Source organism: Protofrankia sp. CiP1_Cm_nod1 (genome assembly GCF_920888515.1).
In the GTDB taxonomy this organism is placed as follows: Bacteria; Actinomycetota; Actinomycetes; order Frankiales; family Frankiaceae; genus Protofrankia.
This window is the reverse complement of the sequence record NZ_CAKKTM010000243.1, coordinates 1-3,031: the sequence shown is the minus strand read 5'-3', so window position 1 is coordinate 3,031 and position 3,031 is coordinate 1. Positions and strand designations below refer to the sequence as shown.

3 protein-coding genes and 1 pseudogene are annotated in these 3,031 nt (G+C 72.4%); 3 read left to right on the top strand and 1 reads right to left on the bottom strand.

Annotation, left to right across the window (positions count from 1 at the left end):
* From NBX02_RS11110 to NBX02_RS11100, 3 genes and pseudogenes are all read left to right on the top strand, one after another.
* A pseudogene (locus NBX02_RS11110) lies at nt 1–481 on the top strand (hypothetical protein); the annotation flags it as partial.
* Between the two features lie 103 nt (nt 482–584).
* Nucleotides 585–779 carry a DUF5703 family protein gene (locus NBX02_RS11105; RefSeq protein ID WP_250285941.1) on the top strand — a complete coding sequence of 65 codons (195 nt, stop codon included), beginning with the start codon at nt 585–587 and terminating at the stop codon, nt 777–779.
* A gap of 249 nt (nt 780–1,028) precedes the next feature.
* Nucleotides 1,029–2,306 carry a DUF2637 domain-containing protein gene (locus NBX02_RS11100; protein ID WP_250291232.1) on the top strand — a complete coding sequence of 426 codons (1,278 nt, stop codon included), beginning with the start codon at nt 1,029–1,031 and terminating at the stop codon, nt 2,304–2,306.
* A 278-nt stretch (nt 2,307–2,584) separates the two neighbouring features.
* On the opposite strand, the gene NBX02_RS11095 is transcribed toward NBX02_RS11100, so the two are convergent.
* A partial coding sequence (locus tag NBX02_RS11095) for a four-helix bundle copper-binding protein (RefSeq protein WP_250291230.1) occupies nt 2,585–3,031 on the bottom strand: 447 nt, incomplete at its 5' end.

Sequence of the window (3,031 nt, the reverse complement as noted above, 5' to 3'; positions counted from 1 at the left end):
GCTGCGGCGCGCGGCGGCTGTCGCGGCGCCGGCCGTGGGCCTCGGCGGCTACCTGCTGTGGGCGGGGATCGCCCACGGGGACGCCCTCGCCCCGGTCCGGCTGCAGCGGCAGCAGTCGCTGCACGGCAGCTCCTCGAACCCCGCGGCGGTGCTCTGGGACGCGGCCCGCGGCGCCGCCCACGGTGAGGTGGGCACCGCCCTGCACGTCCCGTGGCTGCTGCTTGTCGCCGTCCTGCTCGTGGTCATGGTGCGTACGCTGCCGGCGTCCTACCCGCTGTGGGCCGCGCTGACCATCGCGGCCCTGCTGACCGGCAGCAACCTGGACTCCAGCGAGCGGTACGCCTACGGCGCGTTCCCGTTCCTGTTCGTCGCCGCCGCGCTGACCCGCCGTGACGAGGTGTTCCGCGCGGTGCTGGCGGCCTGCGCCGCGATGATGGCGGTGTACGCGTCCCTGGCCTTCCTCGGCCTGTACGTACCGTAAATCCTTTACGTAGGGTAGCCAAACTATCCTGTGCCCCGCTTTGCCCCGGATGCTCTTACAGGTTCGTCACACCGGCAGTCCACCTCGTCGTTACGGTGACGTCATGGATGTGGAGTACCAGCGGCTGTACCTGCCGCCCGGGACGGACCGCCGGCAGGCTCTGGCCGTCCTCACCCTGCACGCCGAGTTCGGCGACTGGGAGCTCGAGCGGCTGCGCCTGTTCCCGGACGGCTCCCGGCGCGTGCTCCTGCGCCGCTCACGCCAGCGCGGCGGGCTGCCGGGCTACCTGCCCACCTGACGGCCGTCAGCCGCTGGCACCGTCCGTGCCGCGGGCCTGTCGGTCACGGACGGCGATAGCCGCCGCGGCGGCGGGACCATGCCGCGGCGTGGCCGCACGGTGACCAGCCCGGCCGCCGGATCGTAGCTGTCCGGTCGCGGCGAGGAAGTCTTTCGCGAGACAGCAACCTGGATGGGCGGACAGACGTCAGGATGGCTGACAAGTGGTGGAAACCGCACCAGCCCGCCGGCCCTCCAGGAAGGACCCGCCGTGACGGTCGAGAGCGGATACGTGCCGCCCGGTGGTGAGCCCGCTCCGAGCGCCCTCGAGCCGAGCGCCCTCGAGCCGGGCGGCACCGGCCCCGACGGCGCGCCCGGGCTGGCGGGCACCGGCTCGCGGAGCACCCCGAGGAGCCGCCCGGAAAGTGCGGCGGGCCCGGGGAACACGGGCCCACCCGACGCGGCAGGGCCCGCGAGCCCGGCGGGCACAGCCCCGACGGGCACGGTACGGCCCGGTGGCGGCAGCGGGCCGGACGGCGGGGCCGGGACGCGGGCGGAGCCGGCCATCCAGGCGACCACCATCGTCGCGGTGGTCGCGGTCGCGGCGGTGGCCGCGTTCGTCTCCTACCGGCACATGCGCGGGGTCGCCCTCGAGCAGGGGGAGGACCGCCTCGCCGCCACCGTCATCCCGTTCAGCGTCGACGGCCTGATCGTCGCCGCGTCCATGACGATGCTGCGGGACCGGCGTGCCGGGCGACCCCGCTCCTGGCTGTCCTACACGCTGCTGACGCTGGGCGCGTGCGCGTCGCTGGCGGCGAACGTCATGCACGCCGAGCCCACCCTGGCCGCCCGGATCATCGCCGGCTGGCCGCCGCTGGCGCTGCTCGGCTCCTACGAGCTGCTCATGCGCCAGATCCACGCCGGCCGCGGCACGGCGGGCGGCCGGCGGCCCGCCGACATCGCGATCACGGTGCCGGCGCAGCGCGCCGAACAGCCGGCGGCACGACCGGCCGTTCACCACAGCGCATCAACACCGCCAGCACCACCAGTACCACCAGCGGCGCCCGCACCGCCGACAGCGCCCGCACGGCCAGCAGCGCCGACAGCGCCCGACATCCCGGCCGACGGCGTCCCGGCCGGTGCGCCCGGTGGTGCCGCCCGCCCGGATCCGGGCAGCACCATCCGGTTGGACGCGGGCGCCGGTGTCCCGTCGGACACCCGGCCAGCCGGCAACCCGGGCGAAGCCGAGAAGCCGGACGACGACAGATCCGGCGCGGGGCGCGACGAGCCCGTCCCGATATCCACGACGGCGGCGTCCACATCACTTCCTGTCACACTGGCCGCACTGGACGCGGCCGGGAAACGCGATGCCATTGTCCGCGCGCTCGAACAGACCGGAGGTGCCGCCGCCGATGCCGTCGCCTTACTGGCCGCGCAGGGAGTGAAAGTCAGCAGAAGCTGGGTCTATCAGGTCCGGAAAGACATCCGTCACCAGGACGGCGTCGACACCGCACCGCCCGCCCTGGTGGCCGCCGCGAAATCCGGCTGACCGAATATCCCGACCAGTGTTCCGGCCGGCACCGACGGTAATGTCGAACAACGGCGACAACAGCCGGCGCCGGCCGCGAAGCACGAACGGCCACGGGCCACGAACAACGCCGGACGAGAACGGCCCCAGGGGGCGTTCGTGGATTTTCCGTGGTTTTCCGTCGGACCCGGGCGGCCCGGGCGGCACTCCCGTGAGCATCCCGTGACGTCCCGGACCCGACGACGACACGTCCTCGCCACCGCCGGCCAGGCGGGAGCGGCGGACGTCAGAGCCGGGGCTCAGACCGTGGCACCGGCCATCATCTGGCAGGATGCGGCGCATGCGCGGCACGCTTCCGCCAGCTTCATCATCTGGGCGTCGCCGGGCATCTTCATGGCCATTTCGGCGCACATCGTACATATGCGCGCACAGATGCCACACATTTCCCGGTACATCGACGACATGCGGCACATCATGTCCGCGCAGACCTTCGTGACGGCCGCGCAGTCCATCAGGACACGCATGCTCGCCGCGTCCATCATCGTCCCCGGCATGTCCATGCAGTAGGCAATCGTCTCCTCGCACGTGGTCGAGCAGGACATGCAGTTGTCGATCGCCTTGCGCATTTCATTACTGATCTTCTCGGCGTGCTGCACGATGACCCTCCTGACGGTCGCGCGGCGTGAACCGCCGCCCCCGATGATCACTGCGAACCGCTCACGTCGAATGTTCCGCTGTTCCGTGAA

Bases quoted from the DNA above. Each gene is read 5' to 3' on its own strand.
- NBX02_RS11105 (WP_250285941.1), top strand. From the start codon at position 585: ATGGATGTGGAGTACCAGCGGCTGTACCTGCCGCCCGGGACGGACCGC.